The organism is Streptomyces glaucescens, assembly GCF_000761215.1.
In the GTDB taxonomy this organism is placed as follows: domain Bacteria; phylum Actinomycetota; class Actinomycetes; order Streptomycetales; family Streptomycetaceae; genus Streptomyces; species Streptomyces glaucescens_B.
Genome location: NZ_CP009438.1, coordinates 3981227 through 4000393, shown reverse-complemented (window position 1 = coordinate 4000393; position 19167 = coordinate 3981227). Strand labels below are relative to the sequence as shown.

Sequence of the window (19167 nt, the reverse complement as noted above, 5' to 3'; positions counted from 1 at the left end):
AAAGGCCCGGCGGACGCCGGGCCTTTCTCGACGCGGTACGGCGCTACAGGTACGGGCCGCCCTGACGGCCGCCCGCGCGGGGGTCGTCCTGGCCCTCGTGCACCACGCCCGGCGGCAGCGCGCGGCGCATCTGCTCGAGCTGGGCCCGCGCGGCCATCTGCTGGGCGAACAGGGTCGTCTGGATCCCGTGGAACAGGCCCTCCAGCCAGCCCACCAGCTGGGCCTGCGCGATGCGCAGCTCCGCGTCGGACGGCGTCGCGTCGTCCGTGAACGGCAGGGAGAGCCGCTCCAGTTCCTCGACCAGCTCCGGCGCCAGACCGTCCTCCAGCTCCTTCACCGAGCTGGCGTGGATCTCCTTGAGCCGCACCCGGCTGGCCTCGTCCAGAGGCGCCGCCCGCACCTCCTCCAGCAGCTGCTTGATCATGCTGCCGATGCGCATGACCTTCGCCGGCTGCTCGACCTGGTCGGTCACCGGGGTCTCATGGGAGTCGTCGTCTCCACCGCCGCCGAGCGCCATGCCGTCCTGGCCCACGACCAGGATCCGCTGGGAGTTCTCAGGCGACCTCTCGTTCCTCGGCATCTCCATACGGCCATTCTCTCCCACCCGGGATGTGCGCTGAATCGCCCCGGCCCCACCAGCCGCCTGGCGGCATCCGGAATGCCGGGGTGTGCCGGAGATGTGACGCTGGCTGACGTGACTCCATGGCTGCGGACACTGTGCGCGGCGGGACTGGGCGGTGCGCTGGTCCTGCCGGGGGGCGGTGCGTCCTTCGGGGCCGCGTCCTTCGGGGCCGCGTCCTTCGGGGCCGCGTCCTTCGGGGCGGGGGCCGCGCCCGTACCGGGATCGGTACCGTCCGCGCCCGTGTCGCCGTACGCGGGCGTTTCCCCGTACGGGCATCGGGCGCACGAGCGTCCGGCACACGGGCCGTCGGCGCACGGGCCGTCGGCACAGGGCCCTTCGCCACACGGGCCCTCGGCACACGGACCGTCGGCACACGGGCCCTCGGCACAGGGCCCTTCGCCACACAGGCCCTCGGCGCAGCGCCCTTCGCCACACAGGCCCTCGGCACACGGACCGTCGGCGCAGGGCCCTTCGGCGCAGGGCCCTTCGGCACACAGGCCGTCGGCGCAGGGCCCTTCGGCGCTGGGCCCTTCGACGCAGGGCCCTTCGGCACACGGCACCGTACCGACGTACGACCCTCGCACTCCCCTCTCCGGCGCCCGCGCGCCCGCGCCCGCGCCGGATCCCGCGCGCAGCCGCGCCGGGAACCCGGCGGGTGAGGGACGGGAGCGGCCGGGGCGGAAGGAGGCGCCGCGGGCGGAGCCCACGACGGCCCGGCCGCCGACCCGGGCGCCCGTCGGGCCGCCGGAGGCCGAGCCCGCGGAGGCCGTCGTGGCCGACCGGGAGCGGACCCGCGAGCCCGTCCTGCGGATCCTGCCGCTCGGCTCGGGCATGGTGCTCATCGGGCTGGGCTTCGCGCTGGCCTTCCTCGGGCTGCGGGTGCGGCGCGGGCAGATCTGACCCGCCGGGCCGCACCCGCCGGCCGGATCACCCGGTGACCAGCAGCACCTTCCCGATGTGACCGCTCTCCTCCAACAGCCGGTGCCCCGCCGGCGCCTCGCTCATCGGCACCTCGCGGTCCACCACCGGCCGGATGCGGCCGCCGCCGAACAACGGCCAGACGTGCTCCCGGACGGCCGCCACGATGGACGCCTTCTCGGCGAGCGGACGGGCCCGCAGCGAGGTCGCGGTGATCGCGGCGCGCTTGGCGAGCAGGGCGCCGATGTTCAGCTCGCCCTTGACCCCGCCCTGCATGCCGATGATCGCCAGCCGGCCGTTGACGGCGAGCGCCCTGACGTTGCGGTCGAGGTACTTGGCCCCCATGTTGTCGAGGATGACGTCGGCGCCCGCGCCGCCGGTGGCCTCCCGGATCTCCGCGACGAAGTCCTGCTCCCGGTAGTTGATCAGGATGTCGGCGCCCAGCTCCGCGCACCTGTCGAGCTTCTCGCGGGTGCCCGCGGTGACCGCGACCCTGGCGCCGACGGCCTTGGCGAGCTGGATCGCCATGGTGCCGATGCCGCTGGACCCGCCGTGCACCAGCAGCGTCTCGCCCGGCCGCAGATGGGCGACCATGAACACGTTGGACCAGACCGTGCAGGTCACCTCGGGCAGCGCGGCGGCCTCGCGCAGGCCCACCCCCTTGGGCACCGGCAGCAGCTGCCCGGCCGGGACGGCCACCTTCTCGGCGTAACCGCCGCCCGCGAGCAGGGCGCACACCTCGTCGCCGACCGACCAGCCGCCGACGCCGGGACCGAGGGCGGCGATCCGCCCGGAGCACTCCAGCCCGGGATAGGGGGAGGCGCCGGGCGGCGGCGCGTAGTGGCCCTGCCGCTGGAGGATGTCGGCGCGGTTGACGGCGCTCGCCACCACCTCGACCAGGACCTCGCCCTCGCCGGGCTCCGGGTCCGGGACCTCGGTCCAGGTCAGCGCCTCGGGACCGCCGGGTTCGGGAATCGTGATCGCATGCATGGAAGGGACGCTACTCCTCGGTCCGGGGTCGGAGGGGACGGGGACTTCGGGCGGAAGCCGGTGCGAATTCGTGTGCGGGAGCGATGAGTTTGCGCGACCGTGGAGGTCTTCCCCTGCGTAATCCGAGTACGCGGAAGGACAACCCATGAGCCAGCACACCGCCGGCCTGGCCATCGAGACCGTGGGCCTGGTGAAGACGTTCGGCGAGACCCGGGCCGTGGACGGCGTCGACCTCGCCGTCCCCACCGGCACGGTCTACGGCGTCCTCGGTCCCAACGGCGCCGGGAAGACGACCACCGTGAAGATGCTCGCCACCCTGCTGCGGCCGGACGGCGGCGAGGCCCGCGTCTTCGGGCACGACGTGGTCCACGAGGCGGACGACGTGCGCGGCCGGGTGAGCCTGACCGGGCAGTACGCGTCGGTGGACGAGGACCTGACCGGCACCGAGAACCTGGTCCTGCTGGGCCGGCTGCTCGGACACGGCAAGAAGGCCGCCCGGGAGCGGGCCGCGCAGCTCCTGGAGGCCTTCGGGCTGACCGAGGCGGCCGGCAAGCAGATCAAGAACTACTCCGGCGGCATGCGGCGGCGGATCGACATCGCCGCGTCCATCCTGAACACGCCCGACCTGCTGTTCCTCGACGAGCCGACCACCGGCCTCGACCCGCGCAGCCGCAACCAGGTGTGGGACATCGTCCGCGCGGTCGTCGCCCAGGGCACCACCGTGCTGCTGACCACGCAGTACCTGGACGAGGCGGACCAGCTGGCGTCCCGGATCGCCGTCATCGACCGGGGCAGGGTGATCGCCGAGGGCACCAAGGGCGAGCTGAAGGCGTCCGTCGGCGCCGGATCCGTCCATCTGCGGCTGCGCGACGCCGAGCAGCGGCCGCAGGCGGCACAGGTGCTGAGCCGGACGCTCGACGCGCGGGTGCAGCTGGAGCCCGATCCGGTGGCGCTGACCGCCCGGCTCGGGGCGGCGGCAAGCGACGACAGTGCCGCCGGGCAGGCCGCGCGGGCGCTCGGCGAGCTGGCCCGCTCCGGGATCACCGTCGACAACTTCTCGCTGGGCCAGCCCAGCCTGGACGAGGTCTTCCTCGCCCTGACCGGGCACGACACCCAGGACTCGCAGGCCGCGACGGCCACGACTGCTTCGAAGGACGAGGTGGCGGCATGAGCACCGCGACGACCACGGAGACCAGGGAACTCGCCCCCGTCAGCGCGGAATCGCTGGCCGCGCTGCTGGTGGCGAAGGAACGGCCGCCGCGGCCCAGCGCGTGGTCGGCCTCGCTGACCTTCGGCTGGCGGGCCGTGCTGAAGATCAAGCACGTGCCGGAGCAGCTGTTCGACGTCACCGCGTTCCCGATCATGATGGTGCTGATGTACACGTACCTGTTCGGGGGTGCGCTGGCCGGGTCGCCGAAGGAGTACATCCAGTTCCTGCTGCCCGGGATCCTGGTGATGTCCGTCGTGATGATCACCATGTACACCGGGGTCTCGGTCAACACGGACATCGAGAAGGGCGTCTTCGACCGGTTCCGGTCCCTGCCCATCTGGCGGCCGTCGACGATGGTCGGCTACCTCCTCGGTGACGCCCTGCGCTACACCATCGCCTCCGTGGTGATGCTCACCGTCGGCATCGTCCTCGGCTACCGGCCGGACGGCGGAGTCGTCGGGGTCGCCGCCGGGATTGCGCTGCTGATCGTCTTCTCGTTCGCGTTCTCGTGGATCTGGACCATGTTCGGGCTGATGCTGCGCACGGAGAAGTCGGTGATGGGCGTCAGCATGATGGTGATCTTCCCGTTGACCTTCCTGTCCAACGTCTTCGTCGACCCGCGGACCATGCCGGGCTGGCTCCAGGCGTTCGTCAACAACAGCCCGGTCACGCATCTGGCCTCCGCGGTGCGGGGCCTGATGGCGGGCGACTGGCCGGCCGACGAGATCGCCTGGACGCTGGGGTGGGCGGCGCTGTTCCTGGTGGTCTTCGGGCCGATCACGATGCGGCTCTACAACCGCAAGTAGCCGCGGGGGCCCGGGTGCGGGCCCGGGTCCAGGTGGGCCCGGGTGCGGGACCGGGTCTTGAGGCGCGGGACCGGTTCTTGGTGGGCGTGGGTCACAGGGCCGGGCGGGGCGGCTCCACTGGGTGGCGGGGGCTCGGCCATGGCGGCGGGCCCTGGTCGCAACGGCGGCGGAGGTCGCGACGGCGGCGGCCGGCCCCGGGGCACGTCGGGCGGGGCCGGGCACGGCGCGAGCGGGCCGGGCACGGCGCGAGCGGGCCGGGCACGGCGCGAGCGGGCCGGGCCGCAGCCGTGGGGTGCGGTGCGGTGGTCCCGGCAGCCCGCCCGGTGCCGCGGGAGGGGGCCGCTCAGTGGCCCATGGCGGGGGGCAGGCCCTTGCGTCCCGTCTCCGGTTCGGCCGCCGGGACGATCGTGATCACCCGGTCCGTCAGTTCCAGCCGTCCCACGGCCGGATCGTCGTAACCGAGTACCCGGTGCCCGCGCAGGACGCTCACCACCAGGTCGGGCGTTTCCCGCGGGCGCAGGCCGACCTCGGCCCGGGTGACCGGCCGCTCCACCACGTCGAGGCCGCTGCCCTGCCGGATCAGGTCCTCCATCACCAGACCCGCCGCCGGGCTCAGCACGGACAGGCCCAGCAGCCGTCCGGCCGCGCCCGCGCTGGTGATCACCTCGTCCGCGCCGGACTGCTTCAGCAGCGGCCCGTTCTCCTCCTCGCGGACCGCGGCCACGATCTTCGCCCGCGCGTTGAGCTGCCGGGCCGTCAGCGCCACCAGCACGGCCGTGTCGTCGCGCTGGGTGGCGATGATGATCTGGCCCGCCCGCTGGATCTCGGCGCGCTTGAGCACCTCGCTGCGGGTCGCGTCGCCCAGCACGGCGGCATAGCCCTCGGCCGTCGCCGCGTCGATCGCCTTGCCGCTGGGGTCGACCACGACGACCCGCTCCTTGCTCAGCCCGGTGGCGCAGACGGCGCGGATCGCCGACCGGCCCTTCGTACCGAAGCCGACGACGACGGTGTGGTCCCGCAAGACATGCCTCCAGGCGTGTGGGTTGTGACGTACGGGTGCGCGTCGGGAACCATGGTGCCGACTGTCCGGTTCAGCGTCACAGGGGGCACACGATGAAGGGCGACCAACGGCCGCAGCTCCACCAGAGGGGAATGCCTCTGCTGCGGTCCCTCTGGTACCGCTCGCGCAAGGAGGCACGGGACGACGCCGAGGCGGGCCGTTCCATCACGATGCCCACGCAGAGCGTCGTACCGCCCCTTCAGCAGGTGATCAAGCGCCTGGTCATCGCGATGGTGGTGCTGATCGTCACCGTGGTCATCGTCTACTTCGACCGCGAGGGGTACAACGACAACTCCGACGGCTCCGTCGACCTCATCGACGCGGCGTACTACGCGACCGTCACCCTCTCCACCACGGGATACGGCGACATCACGCCGGTCAGCGACGCCGCCCGGCTCACCAACATCTTCGTCATCACCCCGCTGCGCGTGCTGTTCCTGATCATCCTGGTCGGCACCACCCTCGAAGTCCTCACCGAGCGCACGCGCCAGCAGGTCCGCATCCACCGCTGGCGTTCCCGGACCCGGAACCACATCGTGCTGATCGGCTACGGCACCAAGGGGCAGCACGCCGTGCGGACCCTGGTCGGGCAGGGGATCGACAAGGACCGGATCGTGGTCGTGGACGCCCAGCAGAAGGCGGTGACCGCGGCCGGCGACGACGGGCTCGTGGCGATCAACGGGGACGCCACACTCTCCGAGACCCTGCTCAAGGCGGAACTGCACCGCGCCTCCCAGGTGATCGTCGCCCCGCAGCGGGACGAGACGGCCACGCTGATCACCCTGACCGCCCGCCAGCTGAACCGGCGCGCCACGATCGTGGTGGCCGTCCGGGAGGACGAGAACGTGCCGCTGCTCAAGCAGAGCGGTGCCGACACGGTGGTCACGAGTTCCAGCTCGGCCGGCCGGCTGCTGGGCACGTTCATGGCCAGTCCGCCCGCGGCCCGGACCCTGGAGGATCTGATGACCCTGGGCAGCGGCCTGGACCTCATCGAGCGGCCCGTCGCCTCCGAGGAGGTCGGCCGCACTCCCCGCGAATGCGGCGACCTGGTGCTGGCCGTCATCCGCGACCGCAAGCGGCTGGACTACGCGGTCGGCTGGCGCACCGAGCTGCGGGCCGGGGACCGGGTGATCACCGTGAGCCGGCCGGTGTCGGAGGCGGCGGCGGAGTAGGCCCGGCCGGGGCGGTGCGCCCCGGCCGCGGGCGGACGGCGTGCCCCGGGGACGGGCGGGCGACATGCCCCGGGGACGGGCGAGGTGGGCGCGTGTTTCACGTGAAACACGCGCCGATGCCTGCCATCGCCCACGGCAGCTCCAGGATCTCCGTCTCCTGCCCCGGCCCGGCGCCGCCGGGCGGGACGACGGCCAGGGCATCGGCCGCCGCGACCCCGCGCAGCATGGCGGGGCCGTTGTAGTGCAGCGGCACCGCCCGGTCACCGCGCAGGGCGACGGGCACGAGACGGGTGTCGTACGGGTGTCCGGGCGCCCCGTCCTTCAGCGGCAGGGCGTACCGCTCCGTGGCCGGGTGGCCGGCGAGAGCACGCAGCAGCGGCTCGGCCAGGGTGAGCAGCCCGGAGACGGCCGCGAGCGGGTTGCCGGGCAGGCCGACGAGGTGCTGGTCCTCCCGGATGCGGGCCAGCAGCATGGGGTGGCCCGGCCGCACCTCGACGCCGTCGACGAGCAGCTCCGCGCCGATGCGGCGCAACGTGGGGTGGACGTGGTCGACCGGCCCCGACGCGGTGCCTCCCGTGGTGACGACGAGGTCGGCCTCGCTTGCGGTGACGGCCCGGTGCAGTGCCGCCGCCTCGTCACCGAGCCGCCGGACCGACGTGACCTCCGCACCGAGCGCCCGGAGCCAGGGCGGCAGCATCGGGCCGAGGGCGTCCCGGATCAGACCGTCGTGGGGCAGGCCCTCCGTGAGGAGTTCGTCGCCCAGGACGAGCACGTCGACGCGCGGACGGGGCACCACGGGGAGGGTGTCGTAGCCGGCCGCCGCGGCGAGGCCGAGGACGGCCGGGGTGACGAGCGTGCCGGCCGGCAGGAGCTGGTCGCCGGTGCGGCACTCCTGGGCGCGCGGGCGGATGTCCTGGCCGTGGCCGACGTCCCTGGTGGGGTGGAGGCGGCCCTTGTCGTCCGTGCGGCCGTGCTCGCTGCGCAGCACCGCCGTGGTGTCCTGCGGGATCCTGGCTCCGGTGGCGATGCGCACCGCCTCGCCGTCGGCGAGCCGTGCCGGTTCCCCGTGCCCGGCGAGCACGCCCTCGGCCCGCAGCGCCCACGGTCCGGGGCCCGCGACGGCCCAGCCGTCCATCGCGGAGGTGTCGAAGGAGGGCAGGTCGGTGAGCGCGGCCAGGGGGGCGGCCAGCACCAGGCCCAGGGCGGCGTCCAGGGGCACGGAGGCGGGGGAGCGGCCGGGAGCGGCCGTTCCGTCCGCCGTACGGCTCGTCCGGCCGGCTCGCTCGGCGGTCGCACGGGCGGCGCGGCCGGCCCGTTCCGCGGTGGCCCGGGCCCGCGGCCAGGGGGTGGCGCGGTGCTGGGCGTCCCGCCGGGGGGCCGCCGGTGCGGTGCGCCGGGTCGCGGACCGCGCGTCCTGGTCACCGGGGTCGCCGGGGGCCTGCTCGCCGGGAGCGCGGCCGTCGGGGCGTTTCACGAGGGCCAGGGCCTCCTCGACATCGAGGTCGTGGGCGTCCTCGCCGGCCCGGACGCCGGGGGCGGTCATCCGGCGTCCGGGCGCGTGCCGGATCCGGGGGCTGCCTCGTCCGCCTCCTCCGCCCACCGCCGGGCCAGCGCGGCGGCCTTGCGGGTGGCCTCGGCGACGGCCTGCGGTCCGCCGCCCGCATGGGCGGCGGCATAGCCGACGAGGAAGGTGGTCAGCGGCGCGGCCGGGCGCGCCACACCGTGGGCGGCGTCACGGGCCAGGTCGAGCAGCGCACCGGTGTCGACGTCGAGGTCGATGCCCAGCTCGTCCTTGACTGCGGAGATCCATTCATCCAACACGTGCCCATGCTCCCTGATGCGTGCCCTGGCGGTGGCGATGTCGTCCCAGGTGTCGCAGTCGAAGGAGGCGACGGGATCCGGGACGCGGACGAGGTCGAGCGCGCCGGTCAGCCGGCGCAGCGGCAGTCCGGTGAGCGTGCCGTGCGCGGCGGTGAGCGCGGCCAGCTCGCGGCGCAGCGCGGCGGCGCGGTAGGCGGCGACGAGCGGCTGGTCGCGGCCGTCGGCGTCGGCGAGCAGGGCGCCGTCGGCGTCCCGCGCGGCGGTCAGGGCGGCGCGCAGCCGCCGTACCGTGCCGTCGTCGAGGAACGGCAGGTCCGCGGAGAGCACCACGACGTGCCCGGCGGTGGTGTGCCGCAGTCCTGCGTCGAGGGCGGCGAGCGGACCTCCGCCGGGCGGGTCCTCGCGGGCCCAGGTCACCGGCCGCGCGGTGGGGCGCGGGGCGGCGACCACGACGGTGGCGCGGGCCCCGGCGCAGGCGGCGAGGACCCGGTCGAGCAGGGACCGGCCGCCCACCCGCACGGCGGGCTTGTCGGCGCCGCCGAGCCGCCGCGCGGCCCCGCCCGCGAGCACCACGGCGTCGTACGGGACGCCGCCGTACGGGACGCCGGGGGCGGAAGGGGCGGAGCGCGAGGTCATGCCCCGAGTATGGGCGCCGGGAAGATCGTTGCCACCCCCGTGCACAGCATGTGGACAGGGGTGGCCCCGACGGGCGGACGCGTCACAGGGTGCGCAGCAGCACCGCCGGCTGTTCGACGCAGTCGGCGACGTAGCGCAGGAAGCCGCCGGCAGTGCCGCCGTCGCAGACGCGGTGGTCGAACGTGAGCGAGAGCTGGACGACCTGGCGGACGGCCAGCTCGCCCTCGTGCACCCACGGCTTGGGGACGATCCGGCCGACGCCGAGCATGGCGGCCTCGGGGTGGTTGATGATCGGGGTGGAGCCGTCGACGCCGAACACGCCGTAGTTGTTCAGCGTGAAGGTGCCGCCGGTCAGCTCCCCGGGCGTCAGCCTCCCGGCCCGGGCCGCCTCGGTCAGCCGGGCGAACTCCGCGGTCAGGCCCTCGGCGTCGCGGGCGTGCGCGTCCCTGACGACCGGGACGACGAGGCCCCGTTCGGTCTGCGCGGCGAACCCGAGGTGGACCTGGTCGAGCCGGACGACCTCCCGGGCGGCGAGGTCGACGGTGGAGTTCAGCTCGGGGTAGCGGGCGAGTGCGGCGGTGCAGATCCGGGCCAGCAGGGCGAGCAGGGAGATCTTCGGCCCGCCGGCCGCGTTCATCGCGGCCCTGGCCCGCATGAGCTCGGTGGCGTCGGCGTCCACCCAGCAGGTGGCGTCCGGGATCTCGCGCCGGCTGCGGGACAGCTTGTCGGCGACCGCGCCGCGCACGCCCTTGAGCGGGACACGCGTGCCCCCGCCGACGGCGGTGGAGGCGGGTGCCTGGGCGGAGCCCTCGGGCCGGGCGGCCGCGCGCGCCTGCGGTTCGGGGTGCGGGGCGGTCGTACGGCCGCCCTGGGCGGCGGCGGCACGCAACGCGTACTCGACGTCCGCGCGCAGGATCAGCCCGTCGGGACCGGAGCCGGTCAGCTCCCGCAGGTCGAGCCCGTTCTCGCGGGCGAGGCGGCGCACGAGCGGGGAGATCACGGGGACCGGTCCGTCGCCGTTGACCGGGGTGTCCCCGCCGGCCCGGGTACCCCCGGCGGGAGCGGCCCGGGGCGTGTCCTGAGCCGGCGCGGCCGGCGCGGAGCCGGAGGCCGGCGGGGGCGGTGTGGCGCCCGGCGGCTGGGGCCGCACCCGCGGGCGGCGCGCCGGGGGTGCTCCCGTTCCATAACCCACGAGGACGTTGCCGGAGCCCTCGCTCGCCTCCGGTGCCGCGGCCGTGTCCCCGGCCGGGCGCGCGGCGGTCCGGGAGCCGGCCTGGGCGGCGGTGTCCGCACCGGAGGCCGGGGCGCCGACCGCGACCGTGATCAGGGGCGCCCCGACGGGCAGCTCGGTGCCCTCCTCGCCGAAGCGGGCGGTGACCACACCGCCGTAGGGGCAGGGGACCTCGACCATCGCCTTGGCCGTCTCGACCTCGACGACCGGCTGGTCGACGGCGACGACGTCGCCGACCTGGACCAGCCAGCGCACGATCTCCGCCTCGGTGAGCCCCTCGCCGAGGTCGGGGAGCTTGAACTCCAGCACCTGTGCCATCAGCTCTCGGCCTCCCATTGCAGACGCGCCACGGCGTCCAGGATCCGGTCGACGCCGGGCAGATGATGCCGCTCCAGCATGGGCGGCGGATAGGGGATGTCGAATCCGGCCACGCGCAGCACCGGCGCCTCCAGGTGGTGGAAGCAGCGCTCGGTGACCCGGGAGGCGATCTCTCCGCCCGGCCCGCCGAACCCGGTGGACTCGTGGACGACGACCGCCCGCCCGGTCCGCCGCACCGAGGCGCAGACCGTCTCGTCGTCGAACGGCACCAGGGAGCGAAGGTCGACGACTTCGAGGTCCCACCCCTCGGCCCGCGCGGCCTCGGCGGCTTCGAGGCACACGGGCACCGACGGACCGTACGTGATCAGCGTGGCGCTGCGGCCGGAGCGCCGCACGACCGCGCGGCCGATGGGGTCGACGTGCTGGGGCTGCTCCGGGTTCCAGGAGTCCTTCGACCAGTACAGCCGCTTGGGCTCGAGGAAGACCACCGGGTCGTCGGAGGCGATGGCGGCGCGCAGCAGGCCGTAGGCGTCGGCGACGGTGGCGGGCGTGACGACATGGAGTCCCGGAGTCGCCATGTAGTACGCCTCGGAGGAGTCGCTGTGGTGCTCGACGCCGCCGATGCCGCCGCCGTAGGGCACGCGGATGGTGATCGGGAGGGGCATCGCGCCGCGGGTGCGGTTGCGCATCTTCGCGACGTGCGACAGGAGCTGTTCGAAGGCGGGGTAGGCGAAGGCGTCGAACTGCATCTCGACCACCGGGCGCAGCCCGTACATGGCCATGCCGACGGCGGTGCCGAGGATGCCGGCCTCGGCGAGCGGGGTGTCGGTGCAGCGGTCCTCGCCGAACTCCTTGGCGAGTCCGTCGGTGACGCGGAAGACGCCGCCGAGCGTGCCGACGTCCTCGCCGAGGACGTGCACGGCCGGGTCGGCGGCCATGGCGTCGCGCATCGCGCGCGTGAGGGCCTGCGCCATGGTGGCCGGCTTGACGGCGACGGTGGTCATCGGTGGGCCCCTTCCTGGCCGGCCGCCAGCTCCGCCCGCAGCTGGGCCTGCTGCTCGCGCAGCTGCGGGGTGGGCTCGGCGTAGACGTGGGCGAACAGGTCCATGGGGTCGAGTTCCGCGTCCGCGTTCATCCGGGCGCGCAGGTCGGCGGCCATGGTCTCGGCGTCGTCCCGTGCGGCCTGGATCGCGGCCTCGTCGAGCAGGCCGCGGTCGGTCAGTTCCCGCTCCAGCAGCCGGATCGGGTCGTGGGCGCGCCAGGTCTCGACCTCGTCGTCGGTGCGGTAGCGGGTGGCGTCGTCGGCGTTGGTGTGGGCGTCGACGCGGTACGTCACGGCCTCGACGAGAGTGGGGCCGCCGCCCGCGCGGGCCCGCCGTACGGCGTCGGTCAGCACCTCGTGCACGGCCGCGGCGTCGTTGCCGTCGACCAGGCGGCCCGGTACGCCGTACCCGACGGCCTTGTGGGCCAGGGTCGGGGCGGCGGTCTGCTTGGCGAGCGGCACGGAGATCGCGAAGCCGTTGTTCTGGACCAGGAAGACGACCGGTGCCTGCCAGACGGCGGCGAAGTTCAGCGCCTCGTGGAAGTCGCCCTCGCTGGTGCCGCCGTCGCCGACCATGGCCAGCGCGACGACGTCGTCGCCCTTGAGGCGGGCGGCGTGGGCGAGGCCGACGGCGTGCGGGAGCTGGGTGGCGAGCGGGGTGCACAGGGGGGCCACGCGGTGCTCGTACGGGTCGTAGCCGGTGTGCCAGTCGCCGCGCAGCAGGGTCAGCGCCTCGACCGGGTCCACGCCGCGGGCGACGGCGGCGAGAGTGTCGCGGTAGCTGGGGAAGAGCCAGTCGCGCTCCTCGAGGGCGAGCGCGGCGGCGACCTCGCAGGCCTCCTGGCCGGTGCTGGACGGGTACACGGCGAGCCGGCCCTGCTTGGTGAGGGCGGTGGCCTGCGCGTTGTAGCGGCGGCCGCGGACCAGCTGGGCGTAGAGCGTGCGCAGCAGCTCGGGGTCGGCCTTCGCGGCTGTCTCGGTGCCGAGGACGCGGTACGGCTCCGCGTCGGGCAGCAGCGGCGCGGGGTCGGTTCGGGGCTGCCAGGCGGGCGGCGGTGTGGGCCGGTACGCGCCCCGCTGCTCCATGACCGTCATGACGGCACCTCCTCGTGGGAGCGGCTCCTCGTGGGAGCGGCTTCGAGAGGCGCGGCGTCTGTGACGCGCCTCACCTACCGATTGTTCGGTCGACGGGGCATTTTGGCTACAGGCGGGTCGAGGCTGTGGACAAACGGTTCTGCACAGCCTGAGATGGACGCAGTACGTCCATGGCAGGAAGGCGGGGGGACATGGCACCTGAACAAATGGCCGAGGCCGCCGACACCGGTGCCGATCTGCCGCCGCCCCGCCCGCTCGACGCCATCGACCAGGACATCCTGCGGATGCTCCAGGCGGACGGCCGCGCCTCCATACGGTCGGTCGCCGAGCGGGTGCACGTCTCGCGCGCCAACGCCTACGCACGCATCAACCGGCTCGTCGAGGACGGGGTGATCCGCGGATTCGGGGCCCGCGTCGACCACGAACGCGCCGGGCACGGCACGTCCGCGTACATCACGCTCAAGATCGTGCAGAACTCCTGGCGCACGGTCCGCGAACAGCTGCGGCAGCTGCCCGGCGCGTCGCACATCGCCCTGGTGGGCGGCGACTTCGACGTCCTGCTGCTGGTGCACACCCCGGACAACCGGGCCCTGCGCGAACTGGTGCTCACCCGGCTCCAGGCGATCCCCGAGGTGCTCAGCACCCGCACGCTGCTGGTGTTCGAGGAGGAGGACCTGGACCCGCAGGGGTGAGCGGGCGGGCCGCGGCGGTGAGCAGCGAGTCGCCGCGGTGCGCGAGCGGGGCGCCGCGGTGCGCGGTGAGCCGGCGGCGGTGGGCGCGGGGAGTGGAGCGGGAGGGCCGGCGGGCCGTGGGGCCGGGAGCGGCGCCCGCGGCCGTCAGGTCGAGGCCGACCAGGCCAGGCCCAGCAGCAGCGCGAAGCCCGGCGGGAACAGCGCACACGCGAGCCCGGCCCCGGCCGCCGCGATGCGCAGTCCGCGCAGGGAGCGGCGGTGCGGCAGCACCCAGGCGAGGACGAGGAGGCCGATCGCCCAGTGAAGGACGCCCCCGAAGGGGCCGGGGCCACCGTGGGACGCGAACCAGAAGTGGTCCAGCACGATCAGCGGCAGACCCGGCGCGGACGCCACGAGGGGCGCCCGCCACCACGTCAGGTGAGCGGCGGAGGAGGACGGCGCGTCGGTGTCGGACATACGCCCCATGCCATCACCGGGGGACCGGCGGCGGCATGGGGACGGGTACTCAGCCCGCCCCGGCACGCGTACTCACGGCGCGGCCACCCCGGCGCGCGGTACGCACCACGGGGCCACCCCGGCGCGCGAACGCACCGCGGGGTCACCCCGGCGCGCGAACGCACCACGCCACTCCGGCGCGTGTATCGGCGTACGGGCCACCCCGGCGCGCGGTCCCACCGCAGGACCGCCCCGGCGCGCGGACCCACCGAAGGACCGACCCCGGCGCGCGTGCGCGATGCGCCGCCATCGTCAGCCCGCGCGGCGCAGCCCTTCGAAGACGAGCCGCGCCACCGCGTCGCCGACCTCGCGCTCGCCCATGCCGCGCCCGTCCGGCCGGTACCACTCCACGATCGAGTTGATCATGCCGAAGACCAGCCGGGTCGCCAGCCGGAACTCCACGTCGTCGCGCACGTCCCCGTCGGCCGCCGCGGCCCTCAGCAGCTCGGCGACCCGGTGGTCGAAGTCCCGGCGGCGCTCCAGCGCCCAGCGCTCGGTGCCGGTGTTGCCGCGCACCCGCAGCAGCAGGGTCACGTAGGGCAGCTCGGCTATCAGCACCTCGACCATGCGCCGCACCACGTACTCCAGGCGGTCGGCGGCGCGCCCCACGCGCGCGTGCTCCTCGTCGAGGATCCCGAACAGCCCGTCCAGCGCCCGGCTGACCGCCCGTCGCAGCAGCTCCTCCTTGCCGGCGACGTGGTGGTAGATCGACGACTTGGAGATGCCCGCCGCCTTGGACAGGTGCTCCATGGAGGTGCCGTCGTAGCCGCGCTCGTTGAAGACCCGCACGGCGACCGTCAGCAGGGTCTCCGGGGTGTACGTGTCGCGCTTGGCCGTGGTCATGACGTGCTGCCCTCCCGCTTGTCGGTGGCGTACGCGTGACGGTAGAGCGCGAGGGACGGCGCGTACCGGCCGGAGGGGTCGCGCAGATGCAGGTCGTCGAGGAGGGCGTAGGCCCAGCCGCGGCCGAGCCGGCGGTTCCACTCGAAGGGGCCGAGGGGGTAGTTCACGCCGAGCCGCATCGCGGTGTCGACGTCCTCCTCGGTGGCCACGCCCTTGGCGACGGCGTCGTACGCCAGGTCGATGATCCGGGCCACCGCGCGGGCCACGATCATGCCGGGGACGTCACCGATGACGCTGACCTTCTTCCCGAGCGCCTGGAACAGGCCGGTGGCCTCGGCGAGGGTCCGCGGGGAGGTGTCCTGCGACGCGGACAGGGCGATCCGGGTCGCCCTGCGGTAGTCGAGCGCGAGGTCGAAGTAGACGACGTCGCGGAACTCCACCGAGGTCTGGCCGTCGGCGAGGACGAGCTGACCGCCGCTCGGCAGCACCAGCCGGGTGCCGTTGTCCTCGTCCTCCTCCCGGACCTGGACGCCCGCCTCGCGGATCATCGCCAGCAGCTCGCCCGCCGGGCCCAGATCGCCCTCGGCGACGACGTACTCGGGCGCGGCGGCGGGCTCCGCGGTGTGCGGCTCGGGGCGCTCGGCACCCTCGCGGTAGTCGTACCAGCCCTGCCCGGTCTTGCGGCCGAGCCGGCCGGACTCGACCAGGCGGCGCTGGGCCAGGGACGGGGTGAACCGCACGTCCTGGAAGAAGGACTGCCACACCGAGTGCGTGACGGACTCGTTGACGTCCTGCCCGATCAGGTCGGTCAGCTCGAACGCGCCCATCCTGAAGCCGCCCGACTCGCGCAGCACCGCGTCGATGGTGGCCGGGTCGGCGCCCTGCGCCTCGTACACGGCGAAGGCCTCGGCGTAGAACGGCCGGGCGATGCGGTTGACGATGAAGCCGGGGGTGTCGGCGCAGGCCACCGGCGTCTTGCCCCAGGCGCGGGCCGTCTCGTACGCGCGCGTGGCCGAGGTGACGTCGGTGGCGAAACCGGAGACGACCTCGACGAGCGGCAGCAGCGGCGCCGGGTTGAAGAAGTGCAGGCCGACGAAACGGCCCGGGTGGCGCAGGGCGCCGCCGATGGCCGTCACCGACAGGGAGGAGGTGTTGGTGGCGAGCAGGCAGTCGTCGGCGACGACGTCCTCCAGCTCGCGGAACAGGTCCTGCTTGACGTCCAGCCGCTCCAGGACCGCCTCCACCACCAGGGCGCAGTCGGCGAGGTCGGCGAGACCCTCGGCGGGCGTCAGCCGGGCCCGGGCGGCGTCCCGGTCGGCGGCGGTCATCCGGTCCTTCTCGACGAGCCGGTCGAGGCGGGCGCCGATCGCGGCGGCGGCCTCCCGCGCCCGGCCGGGGACGGCGTCGTGGAGCCGTACGGGGTGGCCCGCGACGAGCGCCACCTGGGCGATGCCCTGACCCATGGTGCCGGTGCCGACGACGGCCACGGGGCTGCTGAGGTCGAGTGCTGTCATGAGCGCGATCCTCCCGCACGGGGTTTTCCACAGATGCGGCGGACCCCCTTGTCCCGACCGATCGTTCGGTTACTCTAACTCTGTCTGCCCGTTCCTGCCCCTGGCTTCCCACAGGTCATGAGCCCGACGAAGAGCTCTTGAGACGAGGAGTGGTCCCGCATGGCCGCCGAACTCACCGCGCACCAGCTGATCGCCCAGCACCGGCCCACCCTCGACCAGGCGCTGGAGGCGATCCGCACACGCGCGTACTGGTCCCCGCACCCCGAGCACCCCAAGGCCTACGGGGAGAACGGCAGCCTGGACGCGGGAGCGGGCAAGGCCGCGTTCGACGCCGTGCTGAACACCCGCCTCGACCTCGGCCAGCCCGGCACCGACGGCTGGGTGGGCGGCGAGGTGTCGCCGTACGGCATCGAGCTGGGCGTGGAGTACCCGCACGCGGACGTCGACGTGCTGCTGCCCGCCATGAAGGCCGGCCAGCGTGCGTGGCGGGACGCGGGCCCGGAACTGCGCGCGGTGGTGTGCCTGGAGATCCTGAAGCGGATCAGCGACCGGACGCACGAGTTCGCGCACGCCGTCATGCACACCTCCGGCCAGGCCTTCATGATGGCGTTCCAGGCCGGCGGCCCGCACGCCCAGGACCGCGGCCTGGAGGCCGTGGCGTACGCGTACGCGGAGCAGGTCCGCACCCCCGGCACCGCGGAGTGGACCAAGCCGCAGGGCAAGCGGGACCCGCTGGCGATGACCAAGTCGTTCACGCCCGTCCCGCGCGGCATCGGCCTGGTCATCGGCTGCAACACCTTCCCGACCTGGAACGGCTACCCGGGCCTGTTCGCCTCCCTCGCCACCGGCAACGCCGTCCTCGTCAAGCCGCACCCGCGCGCGGTGCTGCCGCTCGCGCTGACCGTGCGGGTCGCCCGGGACGTGCTGGCCGAGGCGGGCTTCGACCCGAACCTGGTGGCGCTGGCCGCCGAGCGGCCCGGTGAGGGCATCGCCAAGACCCTCGCCACGCGGCCCGAGATCCGGATCATCGACTACACCGGTTCCACCGCGTTCGGCGACTGGCTGGAGGCCAACGCCCGCCAGGCGCAGGTCTACACCGAGAAGGCCGGCGTCAACACCGTCCTCGTCGAGTCGACCGGTGACTACAAGGGGATGCTGTCCAACCTGGCGTTCTCCCTCTCGCTGTACAGCGGCCAGATGTGCACCACCCCGCAGAACCTGCTCATCCCGCGCGGCGGCATCAGCACCGACCAGGGACCCAAGAGCTACGACGAGGTGGTCGCCGACCTCGCCCGCGCGGTGGACGGCCTGCTCGGCGACGACGCCCGCGCGAACGCCCTGCTGGGCGCCATCGTCAACCCGGACGTCAAGGCCCGGCTGGACGCCGCCGCGGGCCTCGGCGAGGTCGCGCTGGCCTCCCGCGAGGTCGCCAACCCCGACTTCCCCGACGCGGTGGTGCGCACCCCGGTGATCGTGAAGCTGGACGGTGCCAAGCCGGACGACGAGGCCGCCTGCATGAGCGAGTGCTTCGGCCCGGTCTCCTTCGCCGTCGCCGTCGACTCGGCCGCCGACGCGCTGGAGCTGCTGCGGCGCACGGTCCGCGAGAAGGGCGCCATGACGGTCGGTGCCTACACCACCGACGCCGAGGTCGAGCGGGCCGTCGAGGAGGTCTGCCTGGAGGAGGCCGCCCAGCTCTCCCTCAACCTCACCGGAGGGGTGTACGTCAACCAGACCGCCGCCTTCTCGGACTTCCACGGCTCGGGCGGCAACCCGGCGGCCAACGCGGCCCTCACCGACGGCGCCTTCGTCGCCAGCCGCTTCCGGGTGGTCGAGGTGCGGCGCGAGGCGTAGAGGCGGGGCGCCGCCTCAGACGCCGCCCCCCAGGCTCCAGTGGTACAGCGTCATGGCCACGCTGGTCGCGAGGTTGTAGCTGGAGACCTGGGGACGCATCGGCAGCGACAGCAGGTGGTCGGCCCGCGCGCGCAGTTCGGCGGAGAGCCCGCTGCGCTCGGAGCCGAAGGCGAGGACGGCGTCGTCCGGGAGCCGCACCCCGCGGAGGTCGTCGCCCTCCGGGTCCAGCGCGAACACCGGGCCCGGCGGCAGTTCCGCCACCGCCAGCCGCTCCACGGCGGTCGCGAAGTGCAGGCCGGCCCCACCGCGCACCACCGTGGGGTGCCAGGGGTCGAGGGTGCCGGTGGTGACCACACCGGTCGCGCCGAAACCGGCGGCCAGCCGGATCACCGCGCCCGCGTTGCCCAGGTTGCGCGGGTTGTCGAGCACCACCACCGGACTGCTGCGCGCCGTGCGGGCCAGCCGCTCCAGGTTCGCCGCGCGGGACGGCCGTACGGCGAGGGCGGCCACCGCGGTGGGATGCGGGCGCGGCACGAGCGCGGCGTACGTCCGCTCCGGCACCTCGGTGAGCAGCGCCTCCAGCGCCGGCCGGACGTCCGGGGCCAGCTCCTCGGCGAGGGTGAGCGCGGCGCGCCGGTCGGCGGCGACCGCGACCGGGACCTCGGCACCGAACCGCACGGCGTGCTTGAGGGCGTGGAAGCCGTCCAGCAGCACGCAGGTGCCGGCCAGCCGGTGCCAGGCGGTCACGAGGTCGGCGGAGCCGGCCACGGCGTGGCTCGCGGGGTCGTTCATGGCGTGCAGCCTACGGCGCCGCCCGCACCACGGGCCGTGCGGCCCAGGGGCCCTGCCCG

General features: G+C 74.5%; 17 protein-coding genes and 1 pseudogene. 6 read left to right on the top strand and 12 right to left on the bottom strand.

The window, feature by feature from the left end; genetic code table 11:
* Positions 1 to 43: 43 nt before the first annotated feature.
* Positions 44 to 586 (bottom strand): bacterial proteasome activator family protein, encoded by a 543-nt coding sequence (locus SGLAU_RS17350; protein ID WP_043502552.1) that lies wholly within the window; start codon positions 584 to 586, stop codon positions 44 to 46.
* A gap of 807 nt (positions 587 to 1393) precedes the next feature.
* On the opposite strand from SGLAU_RS17350, the gene SGLAU_RS36715 reads away from it, so the two are divergent.
* Positions 1394 to 1522: a hypothetical protein gene (locus SGLAU_RS36715; protein ID WP_279628004.1), complete on the top strand. Its 129-nt coding sequence runs from the start codon at positions 1394 to 1396 to the stop codon at positions 1520 to 1522.
* A 27-nt stretch (positions 1523 to 1549) separates the two neighbouring features.
* Here SGLAU_RS36715 and SGLAU_RS17340 read toward each other — a convergent pair whose 3' ends face one another.
* Positions 1550 to 2530 (bottom strand): NAD(P)H-quinone oxidoreductase, encoded by a 981-nt coding sequence (locus SGLAU_RS17340; protein WP_043502550.1) that lies wholly within the window; start codon positions 2528 to 2530, stop codon positions 1550 to 1552.
* A 145-nt stretch (positions 2531 to 2675) separates the two neighbouring features.
* Here SGLAU_RS17340 and SGLAU_RS17335 point away from each other — a divergent pair, with 145 nt between their 5' ends.
* Both SGLAU_RS17335 and SGLAU_RS17330 read left to right on the top strand, forming a co-directional pair.
* Positions 2676 to 3701 carry a daunorubicin resistance protein DrrA family ABC transporter ATP-binding protein gene (locus SGLAU_RS17335; protein WP_043502548.1) on the top strand — a complete coding sequence of 342 codons (1026 nt, stop codon included), beginning with the start codon at positions 2676 to 2678 and terminating at the stop codon, positions 3699 to 3701.
* A complete protein-coding gene (locus SGLAU_RS17330) occupies positions 3698 to 4546 on the top strand; it encodes an ABC transporter permease (RefSeq protein WP_043502545.1) in 849 nt (282 codons plus the stop codon). Before SGLAU_RS17335 ends, SGLAU_RS17330 begins: the two co-directional genes overlap by 4 nt.
* A 343-nt stretch (positions 4547 to 4889) precedes the next feature.
* Here the strand turns inward: SGLAU_RS17330 and SGLAU_RS17325 are convergent.
* A pseudogene (locus tag SGLAU_RS17325) lies at positions 4890 to 5579 on the bottom strand (potassium channel family protein); the annotation flags it as partial.
* Positions 5580 to 5698: 119 nt separating this feature from the next.
* Between SGLAU_RS17325 and SGLAU_RS17320 the strand changes: the two are divergent.
* A complete protein-coding gene (locus SGLAU_RS17320; protein ID WP_244315226.1) occupies positions 5699 to 6778 on the top strand; it encodes a potassium channel family protein in 1080 nt (359 codons plus the stop codon).
* 97 nt (positions 6779 to 6875) lie between these two features.
* Here the strand turns inward: SGLAU_RS17320 and SGLAU_RS17315 are convergent, their stop codons facing one another.
* From SGLAU_RS17315 to pdhA, 5 genes are all read right to left on the bottom strand, one after another.
* The gene (locus SGLAU_RS17315) at positions 6876 to 8321 is read right to left on the bottom strand and encodes a molybdopterin molybdotransferase MoeA (protein WP_043502542.1); all 1446 of its coding nucleotides are present in this window, start codon (positions 8319 to 8321) and stop codon (positions 6876 to 6878) included.
* Positions 8318 to 9235, bottom strand: coding sequence for an NTP transferase domain-containing protein (locus tag SGLAU_RS17310; protein ID WP_043502540.1), 918 nt, complete (start codon positions 9233 to 9235; stop codon positions 8318 to 8320). The genes SGLAU_RS17315 and SGLAU_RS17310 overlap by 4 nt, the downstream gene beginning before the upstream one ends.
* Positions 9236 to 9317: 82 nt before the next feature.
* Positions 9318 to 10784, bottom strand: coding sequence for a dihydrolipoamide acetyltransferase family protein (locus SGLAU_RS17305; RefSeq protein ID WP_043502538.1), 1467 nt, complete (start codon positions 10782 to 10784; stop codon positions 9318 to 9320).
* Complete coding sequence (locus SGLAU_RS17300) at positions 10784 to 11788, bottom strand: alpha-ketoacid dehydrogenase subunit beta (protein ID WP_043502535.1); 1005 nt, start codon at positions 11786 to 11788, stop codon at positions 10784 to 10786. Before SGLAU_RS17300 ends, SGLAU_RS17305 begins: the two co-directional genes overlap by 1 nt.
* Entirely contained in the window at positions 11785 to 12921 is a 1137-nt protein-coding gene (gene pdhA / locus SGLAU_RS17295; protein ID WP_043502532.1) for a pyruvate dehydrogenase (acetyl-transferring) E1 component subunit alpha, read from the bottom strand. Before pdhA ends, SGLAU_RS17300 begins: the two co-directional genes overlap by 4 nt.
* A gap of 191 nt (positions 12922 to 13112) precedes the next feature.
* On the opposite strand from pdhA, the gene SGLAU_RS17290 reads away from it, so the two are divergent.
* Positions 13113 to 13613 (top strand): Lrp/AsnC family transcriptional regulator, encoded by a 501-nt coding sequence (locus SGLAU_RS17290; protein WP_412556234.1) that lies wholly within the window; start codon positions 13113 to 13115, stop codon positions 13611 to 13613.
* Between the two features lie 144 nt (positions 13614 to 13757).
* Here the strand turns inward: SGLAU_RS17290 and SGLAU_RS17285 are convergent, their stop codons facing one another.
* The 3 genes from SGLAU_RS17285 to SGLAU_RS17275 form a co-directional block, all read right to left on the bottom strand.
* Positions 13758 to 14069 carry a hypothetical protein gene (locus SGLAU_RS17285; RefSeq protein WP_043502528.1) on the bottom strand — a complete coding sequence of 104 codons (312 nt, stop codon included), beginning with the start codon at positions 14067 to 14069 and terminating at the stop codon, positions 13758 to 13760.
* A 291-nt stretch (positions 14070 to 14360) separates the two neighbouring features.
* On the bottom strand, positions 14361 to 14951 hold the full coding sequence (locus SGLAU_RS17280; protein WP_043502525.1) for a TetR/AcrR family transcriptional regulator: 591 nt from the start codon (positions 14949 to 14951) through the stop codon (positions 14361 to 14363).
* Complete coding sequence (locus tag SGLAU_RS17275; RefSeq protein ID WP_043502523.1) at positions 14948 to 16465, bottom strand: 3-hydroxyacyl-CoA dehydrogenase; 1518 nt, start codon at positions 16463 to 16465, stop codon at positions 14948 to 14950. Before SGLAU_RS17275 ends, SGLAU_RS17280 begins: the two co-directional genes overlap by 4 nt.
* 159 nt (positions 16466 to 16624) lie before the next feature.
* On the opposite strand from SGLAU_RS17275, the gene paaN reads away from it, so the two are divergent.
* Positions 16625 to 18316: a phenylacetic acid degradation protein PaaN gene (gene paaN, locus SGLAU_RS17270; protein WP_043502521.1), complete on the top strand. Its 1692-nt coding sequence runs from the start codon at positions 16625 to 16627 to the stop codon at positions 18314 to 18316.
* Positions 18317 to 18331: 15 nt separating this feature from the next.
* Here paaN and SGLAU_RS17265 read toward each other — a convergent pair whose 3' ends face one another.
* Entirely contained in the window at positions 18332 to 19108 is a 777-nt protein-coding gene (locus tag SGLAU_RS17265) for a TrmH family RNA methyltransferase (RefSeq protein WP_052413798.1), read from the bottom strand.
* Positions 19109 to 19167: the final 59 nt, after the last annotated feature.

Coding starts and splice junctions, on each gene's coding strand:
- SGLAU_RS17350 (WP_043502552.1), bottom strand. CDS start 586: ATGGAGATGCCGAGGAACGAGAGGTCGCCTGAGAACTCCCAGCGGATC.
- SGLAU_RS17340 (WP_043502550.1), bottom strand. CDS start 2,530: ATGCATGCGATCACGATTCCCGAACCCGGCGGTCCCGAGGCGCTGACC.
- SGLAU_RS17335 (WP_043502548.1), top strand. CDS start 2,676: ATGAGCCAGCACACCGCCGGCCTGGCCATCGAGACCGTGGGCCTGGTG.
- SGLAU_RS17330 (WP_043502545.1), top strand. CDS start 3,698: ATGAGCACCGCGACGACCACGGAGACCAGGGAACTCGCCCCCGTCAGC.
- SGLAU_RS17320 (WP_244315226.1), top strand. CDS start 5,699: ATGCCTCTGCTGCGGTCCCTCTGGTACCGCTCGCGCAAGGAGGCACGG.
- SGLAU_RS17315 (WP_043502542.1), bottom strand. CDS start 8,321: ATGACCGCCCCCGGCGTCCGGGCCGGCGAGGACGCCCACGACCTCGAT.
- SGLAU_RS17310 (WP_043502540.1), bottom strand. CDS start 9,235: ATGACCTCGCGCTCCGCCCCTTCCGCCCCCGGCGTCCCGTACGGCGGC.
- SGLAU_RS17305 (WP_043502538.1), bottom strand. CDS start 10,784: ATGGCACAGGTGCTGGAGTTCAAGCTCCCCGACCTCGGCGAGGGGCTC.
- SGLAU_RS17300 (WP_043502535.1), bottom strand. CDS start 11,788: ATGACCACCGTCGCCGTCAAGCCGGCCACCATGGCGCAGGCCCTCACG.
- pdhA (WP_043502532.1), bottom strand. CDS start 12,921: ATGACGGTCATGGAGCAGCGGGGCGCGTACCGGCCCACACCGCCGCCC.
- SGLAU_RS17290 (WP_412556234.1), top strand. CDS start 13,113: ATGGCACCTGAACAAATGGCCGAGGCCGCCGACACCGGTGCCGATCTG.
- SGLAU_RS17285 (WP_043502528.1), bottom strand. CDS start 14,069: ATGTCCGACACCGACGCGCCGTCCTCCTCCGCCGCTCACCTGACGTGG.
- SGLAU_RS17280 (WP_043502525.1), bottom strand. CDS start 14,951: ATGACCACGGCCAAGCGCGACACGTACACCCCGGAGACCCTGCTGACG.
- SGLAU_RS17275 (WP_043502523.1), bottom strand. CDS start 16,465: ATGACAGCACTCGACCTCAGCAGCCCCGTGGCCGTCGTCGGCACCGGC.
- paaN (WP_043502521.1), top strand. CDS start 16,625: ATGGCCGCCGAACTCACCGCGCACCAGCTGATCGCCCAGCACCGGCCC.
- SGLAU_RS17265 (WP_052413798.1), bottom strand. CDS start 19,108: ATGAACGACCCCGCGAGCCACGCCGTGGCCGGCTCCGCCGACCTCGTG.